This is a genomic window from Sporosarcina aquimarina (assembly GCF_023715615.1).
GTDB classification, from domain to species: domain Bacteria; phylum Bacillota; class Bacilli; order Bacillales_A; family Planococcaceae; genus Sporosarcina; species Sporosarcina aquimarina_A.
Genome location: NZ_JAMBOM010000002.1, coordinates 398220 through 416654 on the forward strand (window position 1 = coordinate 398220; position 18435 = coordinate 416654).

The 18435-nt window shown below is 40.0% G+C and carries 18 protein-coding genes; 7 read left to right on the forward strand and 11 right to left on the reverse strand.

The features are described from left to right. Nucleotides 1–68: 68 nt before the first annotated feature. Nucleotides 69–1355: a purine/pyrimidine permease gene (locus M3197_RS09000; protein WP_251660854.1), complete on the reverse strand. Its 1287-nt coding sequence runs from the start codon at nucleotides 1353–1355 to the stop codon at nucleotides 69–71. Between the two features lie 166 nt (nucleotides 1356–1521). Here M3197_RS09000 and M3197_RS09005 point away from each other — a divergent pair, with 166 nt between their 5' ends. Beyond that, nucleotides 1522–2799 (forward strand): GTPase, encoded by a 1278-nt coding sequence (locus M3197_RS09005; RefSeq protein ID WP_251660855.1) that lies wholly within the window; start codon nucleotides 1522–1524, stop codon nucleotides 2797–2799. A 34-nt stretch (nucleotides 2800–2833) separates the two neighbouring features. Here the strand turns inward: M3197_RS09005 and M3197_RS09010 are convergent, their stop codons facing one another. Further along, on the reverse strand, nucleotides 2834–3247 hold the full coding sequence (locus M3197_RS09010; RefSeq protein ID WP_251660857.1) for a pyridoxamine 5'-phosphate oxidase family protein: 414 nt from the start codon (nucleotides 3245–3247) through the stop codon (nucleotides 2834–2836). A gap of 78 nt (nucleotides 3248–3325) precedes the next feature. Then, complete coding sequence (gene brnQ, locus M3197_RS09015; RefSeq protein ID WP_432813987.1) at nucleotides 3326–4645, reverse strand: branched-chain amino acid transport system II carrier protein; 1320 nt, start codon at nucleotides 4643–4645, stop codon at nucleotides 3326–3328. A gap of 194 nt (nucleotides 4646–4839) precedes the next feature. Here brnQ and M3197_RS09020 point away from each other — a divergent pair, with 194 nt between their 5' ends. Then, complete coding sequence (locus tag M3197_RS09020; RefSeq protein WP_251660859.1) at nucleotides 4840–5250, forward strand: hypothetical protein; 411 nt, start codon at nucleotides 4840–4842, stop codon at nucleotides 5248–5250. A 50-nt stretch (nucleotides 5251–5300) separates the two neighbouring features. On the opposite strand, the gene M3197_RS09025 is transcribed toward M3197_RS09020, so the two are convergent. Further along, nucleotides 5301–6854, reverse strand: coding sequence for an NlpC/P60 family protein (locus M3197_RS09025; RefSeq protein WP_251660861.1), 1554 nt, complete (start codon nucleotides 6852–6854; stop codon nucleotides 5301–5303). A 91-nt stretch (nucleotides 6855–6945) separates the two neighbouring features. Then, nucleotides 6946–7353 carry a YugN family protein gene (locus M3197_RS09030; RefSeq protein ID WP_251660863.1) on the reverse strand — a complete coding sequence of 136 codons (408 nt, stop codon included), beginning with the start codon at nucleotides 7351–7353 and terminating at the stop codon, nucleotides 6946–6948. 173 nt (nucleotides 7354–7526) lie between these two features. Here M3197_RS09030 and fabI point away from each other — a divergent pair, with 173 nt between their 5' ends. Further along, nucleotides 7527–8306 (forward strand): enoyl-ACP reductase FabI, encoded by a 780-nt coding sequence (fabI, locus tag M3197_RS09035; RefSeq protein ID WP_251660865.1) that lies wholly within the window; start codon nucleotides 7527–7529, stop codon nucleotides 8304–8306. Nucleotides 8307–8569: 263 nt separating this feature from the next. Here the strand turns inward: fabI and argH are convergent, their stop codons facing one another. After that, nucleotides 8570–9895, reverse strand: coding sequence for an argininosuccinate lyase (gene argH / locus M3197_RS09040; protein WP_251660867.1), 1326 nt, complete (start codon nucleotides 9893–9895; stop codon nucleotides 8570–8572). 280 nt (nucleotides 9896–10175) lie between these two features. Here argH and M3197_RS09045 point away from each other — a divergent pair, with 280 nt between their 5' ends. From M3197_RS09045 to M3197_RS09055, 3 genes are read left to right on the forward strand one after another with little or no spacing between them, the layout of a single operon-like run. Beyond that, nucleotides 10176–11078, forward strand: a complete 903-nt coding sequence (locus M3197_RS09045) for a cation diffusion facilitator family transporter (RefSeq protein WP_251660869.1) — start codon at nucleotides 10176–10178, stop codon at nucleotides 11076–11078. 52 nt (nucleotides 11079–11130) lie between these two features. After that, nucleotides 11131–11709 (forward strand): hypothetical protein, encoded by a 579-nt coding sequence (locus tag M3197_RS09050; RefSeq protein WP_251660871.1) that lies wholly within the window; start codon nucleotides 11131–11133, stop codon nucleotides 11707–11709. Next, nucleotides 11706–12653: a TRM11 family SAM-dependent methyltransferase gene (locus M3197_RS09055; RefSeq protein WP_251660872.1), complete on the forward strand. Its 948-nt coding sequence runs from the start codon at nucleotides 11706–11708 to the stop codon at nucleotides 12651–12653. The genes M3197_RS09050 and M3197_RS09055 overlap by 4 nt, the downstream gene beginning before the upstream one ends. 241 nt (nucleotides 12654–12894) lie before the next feature. Here the strand turns inward: M3197_RS09055 and M3197_RS09060 are convergent, their stop codons facing one another. From M3197_RS09060 to paiA, 3 genes are all read right to left on the reverse strand, one after another. Further along, on the reverse strand, nucleotides 12895–13515 hold the full coding sequence (locus M3197_RS09060; RefSeq protein ID WP_251660875.1) for a class I SAM-dependent methyltransferase: 621 nt from the start codon (nucleotides 13513–13515) through the stop codon (nucleotides 12895–12897). Between the two features lie 265 nt (nucleotides 13516–13780). Further along, the gene (locus tag M3197_RS09065; RefSeq protein WP_251660876.1) at nucleotides 13781–14395 is read right to left on the reverse strand and encodes an FMN-binding negative transcriptional regulator; all 615 of its coding nucleotides are present in this window, start codon (nucleotides 14393–14395) and stop codon (nucleotides 13781–13783) included. Between the two features lie 21 nt (nucleotides 14396–14416). After that, on the reverse strand, nucleotides 14417–14935 hold the full coding sequence (gene paiA / locus M3197_RS09070) for a spermidine/spermine N(1)-acetyltransferase (RefSeq protein ID WP_251660878.1): 519 nt from the start codon (nucleotides 14933–14935) through the stop codon (nucleotides 14417–14419). Nucleotides 14936–15209: 274 nt separating this feature from the next. On the opposite strand from paiA, the gene pdxR reads away from it, so the two are divergent. Further along, the gene (gene pdxR / locus M3197_RS09075) at nucleotides 15210–16601 is read left to right on the forward strand and encodes a MocR-like pyridoxine biosynthesis transcription factor PdxR (protein ID WP_251660880.1); all 1392 of its coding nucleotides are present in this window, start codon (nucleotides 15210–15212) and stop codon (nucleotides 16599–16601) included. Nucleotides 16602–16741: 140 nt separating this feature from the next. Here the strand turns inward: pdxR and M3197_RS09080 are convergent, their stop codons facing one another. Together M3197_RS09080 and M3197_RS09085 are read right to left on the reverse strand one after the other, a co-directional pair. After that, nucleotides 16742–17962 carry an MFS transporter gene (locus tag M3197_RS09080; protein ID WP_251660882.1) on the reverse strand — a complete coding sequence of 407 codons (1221 nt, stop codon included), beginning with the start codon at nucleotides 17960–17962 and terminating at the stop codon, nucleotides 16742–16744. A gap of 43 nt (nucleotides 17963–18005) precedes the next feature. Next, the gene (locus M3197_RS09085) at nucleotides 18006–18395 is read right to left on the reverse strand and encodes a DnaJ family domain-containing protein (RefSeq protein WP_251660884.1); all 390 of its coding nucleotides are present in this window, start codon (nucleotides 18393–18395) and stop codon (nucleotides 18006–18008) included. Nucleotides 18396–18435 lie beyond the last annotated feature (40 nt).

The following is an 18435-nucleotide window of genomic DNA, read 5'->3' on the forward strand; positions in this document are numbered from 1 at the left end:
TTTTCCGTTCAACTCTAACCACTATTCCCACTTATGAAGTGAACACAAACCTAGAAACAAAAAGATTTTTACGGATGCTTACTTAGTCGAAGGGATAGTTGTTCTATGACAATCGCTACAATCGTACCTGTTATTAGTCCGTTTGATAATACTGAAGCCAGAACAGCTGGCATTTGAGCAAAACTTGCAGAAGGAACAAACATAATCCCTACTCCGGTCATCAGACCAATCGCAACGGCTTTTCGTGCACGCTCTTTTTCAGGATCCTCATCCAGCTCAGAAAACGCCATGGATACCATCTTAGTGAAAATAGCAAACGTAACGGCATATGCAACAGGTGCTGGCAGCGATGCAAATATGGCCATAATAGCTGGAAAAAACGTAATTGCAACGATTAAGGCGCTCCCTACTATGAAAGGTATGATGGATGCCATTCCCGTTGTTCCAACGAATCCAGCTGCGCCGGAAATTGGAACAGGACCAATTGCAGAAAACACACCTGATAGTAAATGGTTAATCCCTGACACGAAAGAACCTTGGCGAACACGGTCTTCTACTTGCATGGAAAACTTCTGTTTAAGCAAATTTTCCATGACCCGAATGGAAGCTAACATATTTGCGATTAACAACAGTGTTATGAAAACAACTGTTACTGCAACGCCACCATCCCAAACTGGCGGTCCGTAGACAAATACTTTTGGCAATTCAATGATATGGTCGGAGACGATCCCTACGCTTGGAGCACGACCAATAACTGCGAAAATCGCCCAACCAACAACAATCGAAAGCAACACAGCGTATTTGGATACCCATTCTCTTTTGTTGCCCATTGCAACAAATGTGATAATCAGCACGACCAAACTACCGAAGACCATACGCAAATCAATCACATCTGCTGGAGTTTCCACACCTACCATGCCCTTAACAAACGTTCCGCTCAACTGCAAAATTAGCAACATTAAATACGTGAACGTGATGGCGGGTGTGAACAGTTTTTTCATTTTTGTAATGACGCCTGCTGCTGCAAGGATGATAAACAATACTCCACTGTACAGCATCCCACTTTGGAGGGCTTGTAATGCATCATCGGCAGTGCTGTAAAACACTCCAACCATACCAGCATAGACAACAAAGATTCCCCACCATAAACCAGCTGGTCCTTCATTAATCGGCAACTTATGGCCGAGTAATGCTTGTAATAGACATGCAACACCTAATACAAAAATAGTCCGTTGTAAAAACAGGGCGGTATCCCCTGAATCCATTCCAAATACGTGGGCAATTGCAATAGGTGCAGCGATTGAAGACGCCATTAAAAATACTGCCCATTGAATGCCTCCTGCAAGTTGTTTCATATGCAATTCCTCCAATAAATCCGCTCGAATTTTTCGTTTTTCAGTATACCATGCAATTTCCTATTACGTTAGGTACACTTTAAATATGTAGAGGTAGTTACCGCTTGAAGTGAAACCGTTGTGGGTACAAAATAAGTATAGAACAATCGAGAGAGGATGTTTGCCCATGGAATCCCAATTTGACGAAATGCGTCAGCGACTTCAACACATTGGTAATTTGTCCAATTACATTGAAGAGCTTTTTACAAAAATTCCTGGTAATTTAATTTCCGAAAAACAACGAAAGAAAATGATGGATATTATGATGGACGATGATGAACTACAAAACCTGTTGGAAGGTCTAAAAAATCCACGCCCTCCACGTTTTGTATTAGTTGGTAGGACAGGCGTCGGAAAAAGCAGTCTTATTAACGCACTCAGTGGACGATATCTAGCTGAAGTGAGTGAAGTGGAGATTGGCACAAAAGAAGCAAAACGCTATGCCTATGAGGCAGATGGGCATGTTTACTTTGAAGTGATTGACACTCGTGGTATTGGAGAATCGGAAACATTCGATACAAAAGCTGAGGATACATTAAAAGACGTCATACATTCATTCGAGCCGGATGCGGTCCTATTTTTGCAAAAAGCCACGGAACGGGCTCATATCGATAAAGATGTTGCTGTGACGAAAAAGATCATGAAAAAAGCAGCAGAAGGACTTCCATTGATTGCGGTCATTACACAAGTGGATGACTTAAATCCCTCTCGTGTGAAGGAACCTGAAAACTACCCTGCTGCAAAAACTCAATTGATAACTGAAAAAACCGAACAACTTAAACGGATTTTTGAAAAGAATGATTTGTCAGCTACCGCATTTCTCCCCGTATCTTCATACATTGAATGGTCTGATGAAGATGATAACAAGTGCACAATTGAATTTGATGGACGCTATGGAATCGAGGAACTGATCGATTTTTTAGAAGACAGCCTGGACATCCGGGCAGCCATTCATCTGGGATTATCGATTCGACTGAACACCATTTCTGAGCGTATTGCATTGCGATTCATAAAAGTCTTCACTGCATTAGCTGGGACGGTCGCACTGAGTCCGCTAATTGCTACGGACATCGCTGTTTTACTTGCATTACAATCGATATTGCTCATGATTATTGCCTATTTGTCAGGGCGTGAACTTGACTTTAAAACTGCACGCGAAGTTCTCATATCACTAGGTGGTATTGGCGCAACCGGTTTTACATTGCGCATGATTGCCCAGCAAGGGAGTAAGTTTGCAAATCTCGTCATTCCAGGTGCCGGTTCTGCAATTAGTGCAAGTATTGCTAGCGGGGGTACGTATGCAATTGGAAAAGCCGCTGTTGCCTACTTTTTGCGTGGAGCTGATGAAAAAGAGTTAAAGTCCATAGTAAAAGATGCACGTCGTGAATATGAAGGTGACATGTAAAAAAGGATGAGCACAATGCTCATCCTTTTATTTGTTAAAGCGTGATTGTTTGGGGTGCTTCACCTTTTTTGTTCATCACCCTAATGGAATCCGGTACTACTTTTAAAATGACTAAGTCCGGATCTTCTGGACCCGTAAACCAAGGTTTCATGTGCTCGTTCCAAACCTTTTCCTTTAATCGCTCTTCGTCAGAAATCGTGACAGTCCCTGCTATCTCTAAAAAAGCATCCCCGTATCCTTCGTCATTGTACCCAAGTAAAATATATGTGTTTGGATTCTTCTCGAGCTCATCGACTTTTTCTGTTTTTTTAGATGTCGCTGTGTACAGAGTGAAATCCTCATGATAAAACGTCATATATCTGCTAAAAGGTTTGTTCGCCTCTACAGTTGACATCGTTCCGATATAGCTGTTGTCCAAAATATTTTGTGCAGTTTCTTTTGCATTCATGGTACCCTCTCCTTTTTGTCCAGTTACCTTTAGTCTTCCTTCAATAGACCAAATCTAAACATGGAGCGTTAGCTGTTCTTATACTTTAGAGGGGGAAACCAAAGTGATGACATAGCCAATTCCAGCGCCAATAATTGCTGGTAACAGCCAGCCTATTTGTTGTTCATACAGCGGCAAATGCTGAAGAATGTTCACAACCGGTTGAACGACGATTCCGCCACCGGCAAGACCATCAAAAATGCTAACTAGGGCTGTTCCAAATAAGGCAAGTATGTAAACAATCGGTCTTCTACAAAAAGCATTGTCTACAAAGGATAACAACATTAACACAATAGCGAGTGGATAAATCATCAACAGAACAGGGATAGAAAGTGAAATCAATTGAGTTAGCCCTACGTTTGCAACTACGGTACTAAACACCGCAAAGATCACAACAAATGTCTTATACGACAAGGTTGGAACAACTTGAGAAAAAAATTGAGCACAAGCAGAAACAAGACCCACTGAAGTGGTTAAACAAGCGAATAGAATTGTAATTGCTAAAATTACAGGACCAAATGAGCCATACAACAGTTCAGATGCAAGTGATAAAACGATACCCCCGTTTTTTTGAATTCCAATTGCATCTAGGCTTGTTGCCCCAATGAACCCTAATGATATGTATACAAAGCTTAAGCCGATTGCAGCGACGCTTCCAGCTACAACCATGGACTTCATAAGTCCTTTAGAGGTTTTTACACCCTCTGCATGGATGGCAGCCGTAATGACACTACCAAAAATAAGCGCCGCGATGACATCCATTGTCAAATATCCTTCAACAAAGCTTTTAAAGAAAGGATGTGTTCCAAATGTTTCATCTGGACGATTAATGGCACCAATTGGATCTACAAAGCTCTTGATGGCAAGGAGTGCAATTACTAAGAACAGAATTGGTGTTAAATACTTACCGATACGGTCTACGAGTTTTGCAGGGTTCAATGCCAGCCCTATAGTAATCGCAAAAAACAGAATACTAAAAATAAGGATTGGCCATTGTGTAGTCGCAAAATCACCAGACAAAAATGGGGCGATACCAATTTCGTAAGAAACGGTAGCTGTCCTTGGAATGCCAAAAAACGGACCTATTGCTAAATACACAATCATAGTGAAGAACAACCCAAAAGTTGGATGAACACGATCTGCGATTGAGCGTAAATCGCCTCCAGCATGGGCAATTGCCAAAACCGCTAAAAGCGGTAGCCCGACACCTGTAATTAAAAAACCAAACATTGCTAGCGCCAATTCGCTTCCTGCTAATTGACCTAATTTTGGTGGGAAAATAATATTCCCAGCGCCGAGAAACAATGCAAATAGCATGAGACCAATGATGAAATTCTTTTTAAACGTCAATACAGTCACAACTCCTCAAGAAACTTTACATAAATGGATTAGCCGACCTATTCTCATTTAGAGCGTAACAAACATCGAACGAATTATAAAGGATTTTGTCGAAATACTATTGAATATGGACGAAGTCAGACCAATTTGTTGCCTTCTAGAACCAAGCTCGTTAAAATGCCTAATTGGAAAAACTATTACGGAGGTCATTAAAAATGAAAAAATTACTACTATTAGGTGCGTTGTCATTCATGCTAGCGGGTTGTACGAGTAATGAGCCGGCACAAGAGTCGGATACTTCTGATGAAAACACAAATTCATTAGAAGAAAACTCCGTCAACACTGCTCCTGAAGACAATAACAAAGCGGAAGAACAAGCTTCTGAAACAGCTACAAAGAATAGTGATCTTGCAACATACGAGGAGTACAGCAAGATTGCAGAAGTTGGGGATATTGAAGGTCTTAAAGGAATCGTAGAGTCGGATAATCCTGGAACACGTGTGATTCTCTTTGAAGATGAAAGCGGCATAAAAAAGGTTAAAAGCGTCTATGTGAAAAAAGAAAATCGTTTGAAAGTGATTTCTTTAGACGATGACGGTTTGTTATATAACGATATTCTTAAGTAACACATAGGAAAGCCCATTCGCTCTTATTTGCGAATGGGCTTTTGTGCATCCTATTTTAAATACCGACGAGCTCCTGAGAATTCTGTACGATATGGCTCTGCATCTATCGATAGGATTTCGACTGTTTTCTTTGGATTTGGTGAATGAATCATTTTCCCGTTTCCGATATACATTCCGACGTGATGTACGGACCCTTTACCTTTATTGTAAGCAAAGAACAATAGATCACCTGGTTGAAGTTCACTCTTTTTCACGGCTGTTCCATGTGTAGCTTGAACACTCGCATCTCTAGGAATATCAATGCCATGCTGTCTATAAACTGAGTACGTGAACCCTGAGCAATCCAGACCAAACCCTGAAGTACCAGCCCATAAGTATGGGAGTCCGTTAAATTTTTTCGCAGTTGTTAGGATATCCTGTGATGTTGGTGCAGGAAGTTGACTTCCTTTTTGAAGCACACTCACATCTTGTTTACGTACATATTTGGCCCCATCTATTGCAGTCTGAACTTTTACCCAATCCCCTTTCTCTTCGAGAACAGGAAGAATCGTGTTGAAACTGATTTCCATGAACGGTCTAGCAGTGGTTTCATTTTGATATAAGTTTGCGATTGGTGCTTTCACCTTAGCAGTTGCACACTGTCCAAAATCCGCATATGACTCTTTAATATGAGACACAGGAACCCAACCTGGATAGCCAGCTTTGTTTTTAGGTGAATACTGATCTTTTACAGCGATCTGCATCCATTTTCCTGAAGTTTTAAGTACAACTACCTCTTGTCCGTAGAGGGCTTGTGTTTCTGTTTTACCGACGAGCCATTGTTTTTGTGGTATCGTCATCGTTTTCGTCCATTTTCGAATATCTGTTGGTGTTGAAACAGCTGGTCTGTCAATTAATCTAGCCGCATTAGGTGCTTTCCATAGAGTCGTAACCGCCACATTTACATAATACGTCTTTTCCGTTACTGGATTAAAACACGTTAATGTTTCCTGGAATTCCGGATTCAATATTCGCGCTAGGAAAATTCCGAAATGGGCACGTGTTAATGTCATCGTCGGTTTGAACGTATGATCCGGATAACCGAATGTGATGTTGTTGGCGAATAGAGTACTGATTGATGGTGCAGCAAAGCTTTTTACATTCACATCTACAAACTGAAACTTCTTTGAGCTGCTAGGCTGTTGTAGATCGAAAGCACGCACAAGTATTGCCGCCATTTCTGCACGCGTTAACAAGGCATTTGGATTGAATTCCTTTTTCAAATTCCCAACCATAATGTTTTCATCTACAACGGTTGCAATGATGTCATAAGCAGCAGATCCTTTTTTTACATCTACCACCTGTGGGTCAGGACGATTTGTAGTGTCGAGTTTCAGCGCACGAACAAGCATTTCAGAAGCTTCTAATCGTGTAATCGATTGATTGATGCCATAAGCAACAGAAGGACCTGAAGGAACAATGCCTTGTTCAGCTAGAAATTCAAGTTCAGCTTTTGCTGAATATTGATCACCAACGTCACTGAACACCTTCCCTGCCGATGCTGGATTGCTTATTGAAAATATGAGTGCAAGGATAAGAAGTTGGAATAGGATTTTCTTAATCATTAGAAGCCTCCTGAATAGGTTTAATACCTATACCGTACACGAATCAGAGGCTTCTGTATAGATATTTTTCAGAAAATAATCATTTCATTTTTCACTCTAAAATGGCAAGGAGACGATCCACTTCTCTTACACCAATTTCCTGCCATTTTGATTTATCTGGAATCCTTCCGTCCTTATCGAGAGGCTCCTGAAATTGGTTGAATGTGGATGTCAAAAGTGAATTTTCTTCCGAGTCAAATCCGACATTGATGACATGCTTAATGATATATGGAGTTTTAAACTGGATGGATGCATTGTCTTGATCCAACATACCTGCAATGACATCGAATGGTGCACGGATATAGATGGTCTCCCCTTCTTCCCGATTCAGAATCCGGTCAAAATATCCTGTGTGGTAGTCCCAGTTTCCTCCGAGATGATAGCCAGATTCTTCGAGTCGATCTTGCATGATACCAAATTGTGTTTTCCTACCTTCTAGCCCTGTCTTTAAACGGATCATCATGAGCACTCCTTTTTTTAGAAAGTTGACCTTAGTGTCACCTTCTAATTCCGTTTCATACTCATGATGGAACTGTAAAAACAAACTGTGCTATAATTATTTTGTGACCAGGTATTGATACTGACTGCTAACTAAAAAATATAATAGAACGATTTTAAGGGGGCCACTGAATCATGGAAGATTTACTGAAACTTAAAGGGAAAAATATTGTTGTTATGGGTGTTGCGAACGAACGTAGTCTCGCTTGGGGAATCGCGAAAACACTTTTTGAGGTAGGCGCAAATGTTATTTTCACTTATCGTAAAGAGCGTTCTCTCGCGAAACTTGAAAAGGCACTCGAGAAAAATGAACTGACGGCTCGTTTCGTTGCAGAATGTGATGTGAACGAAGATGAAAGCATTCGTACTGCGTTTGAAAAGATTGGTACTGAAGTTGGTGTCATTCACGGTGTCGTTCACTCTGTAGCATTTGCACACGCTGAAGATTTGCATAATGATTTTGTAGAAACGTCACGTGATGGCTATGCATTTGCGCAAGATACGAGTGCGTATTCTCTAGTTGCGACTGCTCGTGAAGCGCGTCGCTATATGACTGAGGGCGGATCGATTATTACGATGAGTTATCTTGGAGCTGAGCGGGTATTGGATGGATATAATGTGATGGGTGTTGCAAAAGCTGCGCTTGAATCATCGATGCGTTATTTAGCTCATGATCTTGGAAAAGAGAATATCCGGGTGAATGCGGTATCAGCTGGAGCGGTACGTACGTTGTCTGCTAAAGGGGTTCCTTCGTTTAATACGATTCTTCATGAAATTGAAGAAAAGGCGCCATTGCGTAGAAACATTACGTTGGAAGAAGTGGCGAAGATGAGTATGGTGATGTTGAGTGATTTGTCTAGTGGCGTGACTGGCGAAGTGGTTTATGTGGATGCCGGTTATCACATTATGGGGTAATTTAGAGATTAAAAAGGCTGTTCAGATGTCAGTTTTACTGATTTCTGGACAGCCTTTTTCTTGAAAAGAGTAAAATTAGACGGTGTTGATTTCCGTTACAGGTGGACGCTTTTCAGGGGGGGTGATTTCAGCCTCCTCGGCGCTTCTGTGGGGTCTTCAATCTTCGCTTATCCCCTAGGAGTCGCCACCTTTCACTCCAATCAACGGAGTGTTAGGGGAAACATCTAGTTCACTGTCACTTCAAAGAGGGCATGAAGATAAACTCATTGACCCACTTTCATAAATTTCTTTGTGCCTTTATTTAAGATTTCATCGTAGTCGATGTAGACGAAGATGTCTTCGTCTAGGGATTCGCTGAAGTTTTTTAGTTCTGCGATTGTTAGTTCTTCGATGCCTTTTTTCTGTTGTTCGCAATAGATGATGAGGCGACCGACGATGCTGTGGGCGTCGCGGAATGGTGTGCCTTTGCTGACGAGGTAGTCGGCGACTTCTGTCGCGTTTAGGAATCCGGCTTTAACGGCGTTGCGCATTTGGTCGGCGTTGACTTGCATTGTGTCGATCATGCTGGACATGATGTCGATGCAATCAATGATGGTGTCCACTGCGTCGAAGAATTGTTCTTTGTCTTCTTGCATGTCTTTGTTATAAGCGAGTGGCAATCCTTTAAGTGTGGTTAATAACGCAAATAACGAACCGTAGACACGTCCTGTTTTACCTCGAATGAGTTCGGCAGCATCCGGATTCTTTTTTTGGGGCATAATGCTGCTGCCTGTTGAAAATGCATCGGACATCGTGACGAATTTGAATTCTTGGCTGCTCCAAAGAATTAGCTCTTCACTTAAGCGGCTTAAGTGCATCATTATGATGGAGAAATCCGACATGAGTTCTAATAGATAGTCTCTGTCGCTTACGCCGTCGATATAATTGTCCACTGGCTTAGCGAAGTGAAGGAGTGCTGTTGTTACATCACGATCAATTTCATGTGTTGTTCCTGCTAATGCACCGCAACCTAATGGATTTTCATCCATGAGTTCTGCGGCGTTTTCAATTCGTTTCTTATCGCGTAAAAACATTTGGACATATGCACCTAAGTGATGGCTGAAAGTGATGACTTGTGCTCGTTGCAAATGTGTATATCCAGGCATAATAACATCATTTGCTTGTCCCTTTGTAGTTAAGGAATCCATCAGATTTTGCAGCAAATCTGAGACTTCCTTCGCTTTAGCTTTAGCATACAGTCTCATGTCGACTGCGACTTGGTCATTACGACTGCGTGCTGTATGTAGCTTCTTCCCTGTTTCCCCGATTCGCTTTGTCAGTTGAACTTCGACGAACGAATGCACGTCTTCATAATCCCCTTCTACTAATAACTTTCCAGAAGAAATATCATTTTGAATCTCTTCCAATCCATTGAGGAGCAGTTCTCCTTCTTCAGGTGTCAACAAATCACAGTGGACAAGCATAGCCACATGGGCGAGACTTCCAGCGATATCCTGTTCAATTAATCGGTTGTCTACAGGTAAAGATGTATTAAATTGTTCCATACGCTCGTGTTCTTTAGATGAAAATCTTCCACCCCAAAGTTTCATGTAGCTCAGCCTCCATCTTTATGTATAATTATTATAATAGATGAATTATAATTCATAACTATACTTTTTGCAATCTTCTCTCCTTAGCTTCTCAGCTTGTATTGTGTTTGTCAAAGAGGTATACTTATCGGTACGCATCTAATAGGAATCGAGTGATAACTATGTATACTATGCTCATTAATGACCAATCCTATAAATTTTCTATCTCCCCCCCTGACAAACCTACGTCAGGGGTTTTTGTTTCCCCTCTGCAACTTTATAAATTGGAGGTTATCTGATTATGACAAACACAACACACTCATTGTCTTCCCTAATTGCAATCTGGGTTAGTCTAATTAGCAACATCTTCCTCACCATCTTAAAAATCATTGTAGGCTATCTATTTCATAGTCCTGTTTTGTTAGCAGATGGCTTTCACAACGCAGGCGACGTGGTAGCTTCTGCCGCAGCCTTAACCTCAATGCGCTTTTCCAAACGTCCGCCAGATGAAGATCATCCATATGGGCACGGAAAAGCAGAAGTTATCAGTTCCGCTCTCGTAGGACTCATTTTAGGGGCAGCTGCCATTTACATCGCTATAGAAGCCTTTCTCACGTTTTTCGAAGAGCCTGCTAAAGCAAGTGTCCTTGCCTTGATCACTGCAATCGTTTCTATGATTTGGAAACAGGCGCTCTATTTCTACACAATGCGAATTGGAAAACAAGAAAACAGTAAAGGCCTCATCGCAACAGCCTATGATCATTTAGCTGATGTGTATGCTTCCATGGCAGCTGTTGTCGGTATTGGGCTTGGATTAATCGGTTTTCACTTCGACATCCCAATTCTCTCATATGGCGATCCGTTTGCTGGACTGATCGTTGCAATTCTCGTACTGCGGCTTGCGATTCATATTGGAAGAGAAGCGCTTGATATTCTAATGGAAAAAACCGTTAGTGAAGAACGGCTGCTGTTGTTCAATCAATTAATAGAAGAAATTCCCGAGGTCAAACGAATTGACCGCCTTCGGGCACGTGAGCACGGCCATTATGTACTTGTGGATATACGGATAAGTATTCCAGCAGAGCTCACGATTCAACAAGGACACGACATCACGAGTACCCTTAGAAACGCTATTAAGGAAGCGAATCCTGACGTCGGTGAGGTCCTGATTCATGTGAATCCTTGGTACGATGAGAACGAGTGACTGTGGTCGATCATTTAAGGTATACTGGAGAGTATTGAAGGAGTTGTGATAAATGATTACAAAATGGATGACCAATTATATGGCAGGACACGATGCGCAAGAAGGTATTCCGTTGAACGCCTTGCAAAAGGAATTTCTAGAGAAGAACGGATTACTTTCATCGGATGTAAAGGTACTTGAAGCACCTGCTTTCGCACCGTCCTATAGCCTTTCTAACAAAGAAACAGATGAGCCAATCGAAACGCCTGTAAATGCTGGGAAACTAGCTGTCTCATATGTGAAGACGCAGCCAAATGATTACATGTTTGCAGAAGAATCGTTATTTGCGACAATTGGAATCGATGGGATTGTCCTTGAGATGGATGATGTATTTGGAACGATTACTGCATTATTTGGACTTCAGGTTCAGAAAAAGCATGGCGAATGGCTAAAAAAATACATCGACGCACAACTTGGAACTGCACCTGGTACACGCAGTTTAATGTTTTCATCCGATGATGGACTGTGGGATGTAAATATCGCTCTTGATTATGTGGACGGTTTCTCGGAGAATGACACATTTGACGAAACGCTAGAACTTGTTTATAAATTTGTTTTTAACATGCTCATCGCATTAGAGGAAGAAGCGTGAACGAGGTAGCAGTCAATTACCTTTACACATATAGCCGGCATGTCGATGAACACGACTTGTGTCGGCTTGAAATGCGCGCTTTTTTCAATCAGGATACGTATGAAAATTTCATCCTCAATAACGTCTGTATTGACCCGAGTCGTAGTCCTTTCATGAGGGAGCGTTTAGATGTACTGATTATGTGCGATTCAGTTTCAGAGATTACTGAGTACGTTTCAACATTTTCTGATGAGGGACAAACATTCCTCATCCGTTGCCTCAATACAATACCGTTAGGAGACACACCTAAACTGTCACATCCAAATCGCCGAAAAATTGAACGGGACATTGGAATGGCTATGTCTGGTGAAGCAGATTTAGATAATCCGGACATTCTTTATGGTGTTGTCCAGATTGGTAATCGCTATCTATTTGGGTATTTAACAGAAAGTGTTGCTGTATGGAACCTACACGTAAAAAAACCTGAAATGTATTCCACTGCCCTCAGCACGCGTGTCGCTCGAGCGGTTTCGAATATCGCCGTTCCACATCCCAAAGGGGTAAAAGCAATTGACCCATGCTGCGGCATCGGGAACGTGCTTGTTGAAGCATTATCAATGGGAATCGACATGGACGGCAGGGACATCAACCCACTTGCTGTGCTCGGCTCACGAAAAAACATAGCGCACTTCGGATTAACGGGTGATGTAACACCTGGCCCAATCGAAGAAGCCCCTGGCCATTATGACGCAGCAATCATCGATATGCCATATAACTTGTACACACACGTTACCCGGGAGCAACAAGCATCGATTTTACAATCAGCCCGCACACTGACAGACAAACTTGTCATCGTCACTATAGAATCGATGGATGATTTACTCATCGATTCTGGATTTGAAATAGTAGATCGTTGTATTGCTAAAAAAGCACATTTTGAACGTGAAGTTGTCGTGTGTCGTTAAACTGAAAAACGAAGTTCTACTTCATGTGAACTAACAAGACGAGCCTACCTGACTTTACAGGTAAGCTCGTCTTCTGTTTTCGTAATAAGGATAGGATGAGCTAATTTGCAGCGCACTCTTCATTCTCTATAAGTGGTTAAAACGATGATGATAACATGGCACAATGCCTAATTACCTTACGTTTAAAATCCACGGGATGGCAAAAGGTAAACCCTTTGCCGCTACGATAAAGAATAAGTTGTCATTCAGAAATAATGAATACGCCCCCACAATGAGAAATCGAATGAAATTCACACGGATACGGTAAGGAAGATTTAATTTCATCGTGCACAAAATAAAATTCATCATCATCCCAGTATTCAATACTTTCCTGACGACATTTATCTAATTTCCCTCGATTTTCAAAGGAAATGTCTCCGATGACTATCTTACCCCCCTTCTTAAGAAGAGGAATTAGGTCGGTAATAAATGATATTTTTTCTTCGTCAGTTAAGTGGTGCAATGTGTAAGTACTTATAATAGAATCATATTTATTTTCAAGAATCTCTGGAGGTAGACCTACTGAAATATCCCACTCGAACAAGTTGGCATTAGGCATTTTAGATTGAGCAATGGAAATCATTTTTGATGAAAAGTCTACTCCATCAATTTGGTGTCCATTTGCATAAAGTTTACTTGTTAAGACACCTGTTCCAAATCCAATATCAAGAACTTTGGAATTCTCCTTTTGCATCACTTCATTAAAAATCGTATTTAGTATTTTCTTATATCCAGCGAAAGGGTATAGATGATTCTCTTCACTGACTTGAACTGTTTGATCATAGTTATCCGACCATAAATTAAACCCTTGATTTGTTAACATGAATGCTCCTCCAATAATTATCAAATTTACGAGCATTCAATGAGATTCTTCATGAATTACTCGTAACGTCCCCCGATAAAACGATTTTCCTGATTATAAGTAATAATATTTTCCATTGTAATCACACCTTTCAATAGTATATTTAAACTTTAACACGGATATCTAAATATTACATTAATTAAAGAGAAATAAAAAATGTATATGAAATTGACTTTGTATCTACCGCTATCTGTTATAAGGTAAGTTTAGCTGTTACCTCCAATAATTACGAATTTCTCTTCGACATAACCTCTGCAATTTTATGAGAATTGAAGTCCTCTTCCTCATTCAGTTTATCAATAATGTTAGTATAGTCTTTTTTATTTCTATTTTGGCTTAGTTTATATGCCGCTTGGATTTCTTGTATTTTGATTTTAAATCCGACAATACCATTTAGTTGTTTTTCTAACAAAGAATTTGAAAGTCTATCCCATAAAACCGGTTCCTCACGATGTTTTTCGTATTTTTGCAATAGCATTGTCAAGTCCTCTTTCAACTCTTCCTTGTCCAAAATACTTACTTCGCCATATACATGAACAGATTGATAGTTCCATGTTGGGACATTCTCACCTTCATACCAGGAAGAAGAGATATATGCGTGGGGCCCCTGGAACATAACCAGTACTTCATCGCAAGTGTCGAAAGTTTTCCATTGAGGGTTCCCATAAGAAAGATGCCCTGTTATAAAATAATCATCTGCTATTTTTGATAATTGCATCGGCAAATGTGTGGCAATTGGCTTCCCTTGTACTGTTGTTACGACTGTACCAAATGAGTTTTTTTGTACAAAGTGTGAAATTTCTTCGATATTATCGACTTTAAAGTAATCTGGAATATACATGATAAACCGCCTTTCAAGAATTTATAACAGTGTTTTCGTCATGATAAAGTCCGCCTGCTCTTCATCCCCCATAACAAAAGTGTGGGTTCCACTCTGGAAAAATCCCTGTGTGTTATAAAATGCAATCGCATTTTCATTCTTCTCCCATACTCCAAGCCAGATTTTCTTTTTCCCGCATTCTTTAGCAATTTCCTGCGCTTTATTTAGAAGACACTTTCCAAGTCCTCGTTTTTGAAATTCTTTTTTGATATATATCCTCTCAATCTCAAGTGAATCTTGATCTACATCTTCAGACTGAGCCTCATCAACGTTTATCTTTAAATATCCAGAGACCTCATTATTGAAATAAATGAAAAAGAATTGTGAAGATGGATTAAATAATTCCTTTTCTAATTGTCTTAAGGTAAATGCCTTCTCCATGTAACCGGTAATGTTCTCTGGTGAGTTCTGTTTGCTGAATGTCTTTTCAAATGTCTCAATGCTAATTTTCTGAAGACTGTATAAATCTTCTAAAGTACACCTCTTTATATGTATAGTCATATGAATTTAATGCTCCTTTCAGATTTAAATCATTTACTATCACACTTCGCTAGAGTTTTCCACTATCTAAGGAAGTTTATGGGTAAAGGGTACTTCCACGCCTATCCCTATTTAGTGCAACTCTTAAGCCCATCTCTCCATTTCAGTATCCTGATCGATGAGACGTAGGCTTTTTTAAGCAAAGGTGACTTCCGTTAGAGATAATAGTAATATAATAATTGACATTGCAAAAGGCACAGTTTTGACAAAATATACATGACAGAGGTTATTTAAAATGAAAAACATTATCTTTGCTTTAGAGAGCCATTCATCTAAATACAAACAGATATATAATCAGTTTAAATTATTAATCGAGAATGGGGATCTGCCAGCAAACGAACAATTACCTTCCTTACGTCAGTTGGCAGAATCCCTGCAAGTCAGTCGCAATACGACTTTAATGGCTTATGAACAGCTTGCTGCAGAAGGCTATATCCGTGGAGCAGAAAGAAAAGGCTACACAGTTAATGAACTAGAACCTTCCTTATTCCAAGAGGGTTACATTTCTATCCCTATTAATAGTTCTGAAAGTCAAACTGAGCCTAAGACAACATATTTAATCGACTTTAAGGCAGGCGCTGTAAATCAGAAAAACTTCCCCTTAAAAACTTGGAGAAGAATTTCTAATTCAGTATTAGCACTTCAGGAAAGCTTTCAATATGGGGATCCCTTTGGTGAAATGTGTTTGCGTGAACAAATCGCCACCTATTTGTTCGAATCTCGCGGGGTAAAAACAGACCCGAACGCAATTATCATTGGTAGTAGCACTCAGCATATGTTGATAAATCTTGGACATATCCTGAAGAATGATTTCGGAAGCACGATCTTGGAAGACCCCGGGTATGACGGTGCAAAAGCGGCCTTCCTATTCCATTCTTTCTCACTTGAAACTTTACCTGTCGATGCATCAGGAGCTGATTTTTCACATTTAGAAAACATGGTGTCACGTTTAATCTACGTAACGCCCTCCCATCAGAGTCCAATGGGGGTAAGTATGTCTATTCAACAAAGACAAAAACTCATTCAATGGGCCAATAAGAGAGATGGATATATTATTGAAGACGATTATGATAGTGAGTTTCGTTACACACAACAACCATTTCCAGCACTAGCTTCCATTGATTCAAAAAAAGTCATCTATCTGGGCAATTTTTCAAAATCCTTTCTCCCAGGAATCCGCTTAAGTTATATGGTTTTGCCAAAGTTGCTTTTAGACAATTATAAAAAACAATTTCAGCATTTCGAGAGCACGACTTCCCTTCTTAGCCAACTTTCAATGGCTAAATTTATGGAAGAGGGTGAATGGAACCGCCATATTAAACGAATGCGCCTTGTTTATAAGCGTAAGATGAATTGTTTAGTTGCCGAGCTAAACAAGCAGTTCAAACAACATATTTCAATTATTGGAGAACAGTCTGGTTTATACTTATTAGTTCAGATCCATCAAAAACATTCTGAGAGCTGGCTAATTGAGCGTGCTGCCGCGGAAGGCATTAAAGTGTATCCTACATCCATCTATTTCATTGATAACTATCCAGAAATGCCTATTATAAAACTTGGCTTTAGTAATCTAACCTGCGAGGAAATACAGAAGGGTGTGAAGATTTTAAAGGAGGCTTGGCTATAAAAACATCCCCGCGACTGTCAGTTATATCAACCATCGCGGGGGCATTCATTGAATTTATTAAACATTAGAATTGCCAGATTGTATAGTAGCTTTTACTCTTTTATACAACCTGAAAATTGAATGATTTCTTCTTCCTTTGATTAGTTTATATCCTCTAGAAAAAATCGCTTTTTATCTGTTTTCAGAACTAAACAGGTATATATAACAGATATTAAAAGCATCACAATTGCTAATGAAGCAATGACAACTCGTAAAGACAAAACATCTCCTAAGACGCCGATACCAAGTATAAATACAACCTGCACCACGCTTTGAATGAGCTGATAAATACTGGTTACTCTCCCCATTACCGCAACTGGCACATTATTTTGATAGAACGTCATGATCCCTGCATTTAAAAACACGTTAAAGAACCCTAAAATCAAAAAACCAATCACTATTGATAAAAACGACCATGAGAACGCGTAAATCACATAACCTATTGTCATCATAATTAGTCCTATAGAAATCATATATCTCAGAGAAAATTTAGTTGAAAAAAGCGATAATAATATAGCGCTGAGCACAGAGCCTAAACCCGTGATACTGACAAGCAAGCTATAGTCAATTTCAGAAAGACCAATCACCCGCTGAGTAAAGACGACTTCTTGAGTATCCATTGTAAAAGAGAAAATCATAATTATGGTGAATCCAAGATAAATCGCAGAAACATATCGATTCGCAACGAAAAAGTCCTTAACAACGATGAAATCACTCACTACTTGCGAAATCGTCAACGCAGGAACCTTATTTTTATCAATGGTTTCTTTCTCTGGGAGCAAGAGCAACAACAAGGCCGCTACAACAAATAATACAGCGTTGATCCATAACGTTATTTCATAAGACAATAAAAAGAGCAAAGCGCCTCCTATAGCTGGACCTATAATGAAGGCACCTGAACTTGCAAAAGAACGGATTGCGTTAAACCGCTTTCTTTTTTCGATTGGCACCACAATGGTTAAATAGGTCGTTGAAGCTGGATGAAAGAAAGAGTTCGCTATACTGAGCACAATCAGGATTCCATATACAACAATCATATTTGGAGCAAAAGGAATAAGACTAATGAATACAGCTCGAATTACATACGTACTCATCATAATTTTCCTCTTACTTCTATAATCGATAAGGCTTCCTGTCCAAAATTTAGTGAAGATATTCGTAAGTGGACTAATAATCCAGAGTCCCGCAACAGCTGCTGCAGAACCCGTGAGTTGAAATACAATTATATTAATCGCTATCAGGTAAATAAAGTTACCGATATTGGCAATCGCTATTGACGACAACAATATGCCAGGGTCTTTCCATTCCTTTAATGTACCCAACGCAAAACGACCCCTTCGTAAAGAAATCTACTCACTATAGAGGTTACTCACTTCTTTTTAACACGTTTTTTATAGTATCCAAGGAAACATGGCCCTTCTGCATGGGACGAGGACATATTCGATTATATTTGTAGACCTTTTCGTTAATTTTCTCTAAACGCTTTTCTAGATCTAGTGTTATATCGGCCTTGTAAAAATCAGCAAGTAGGTGAACATCTTCTCGAATTTCTTGTTGTAAAATTAGCCAATGAGGCTTGTATCCTGCGTCCTTAGCTATTCGTTGAAAATGTTGTAACGTATCTCCCGAGAAATAGTCTGGACTCAAAGGTTTCCCTTTTCCAGGTAAATTGTCCATCCCACCCTCTTCTGCGTGCTTCTTAATAATGTCACTCATCAAGTCATTGTAGGGTTCTTGAAAATTGTCTTCTTTCATCTTTTCCATACTCCTTTCATCAGACCTGTAATCATTTCTA